Annotated in this window: 1 protein-coding gene; it reads left to right on the top strand. The window is 69.8% G+C overall.

Going from position 1 to position 440, the window contains the following annotated elements:
• Window positions 1-440, top strand: a 440-nt coding sequence (locus tag M3677_RS17350) for an SLC13 family permease (RefSeq protein ID WP_251161192.1), incomplete at both ends; no start/stop codon positions are given.

Raw genomic sequence — 440 nt, 5'->3', positions numbered from 1 at the left:
CCTTCCTCGTCGGCACGCTCGCCGTCGGGATGACCACCGACGACATCATCGCCGGCTTCCCCGGTGAGTTGGTGCTGACGCTGATCGGCGTCACCTACCTGTTCGCCATCGCGCAGAACAACGGCACGGTCGACCTGCTGGTGCGGGGCGCGGTGAAGCTCGTGGCCGGCCGCGTGGCGCTGATCCCCTGGATCATGTTCGCCGTCACCGGGGTGCTCACCGCCATCGGCGCCCTCGGCCCGGCGGCCGTCGCGATCATCGCCCCGATCGCCCTGGGCTTCGCCGCGCGGTACGCGATCAGCCCGCTGCTCATGGGCATGATGGTCATCCACGGCGCCCAGGCCGGTGGCTTCTCCCCGATCAGCGTCTACGGCGTCACGGTGAACAACATCGTCGCGGCCAACGACCTGCCCAGCAGCCCGACCACGGTGTTCCTGGGC

Source organism: Curtobacterium sp. P97, from assembly GCF_023712445.1.
In the GTDB taxonomy this organism is placed as follows: Bacteria; Actinomycetota; Actinomycetes; order Actinomycetales; family Microbacteriaceae; genus Curtobacterium.
The sequence above is the reverse complement of the archived record's forward strand: the minus strand, read 5'-3'. Positions and strand labels throughout refer to the sequence as shown.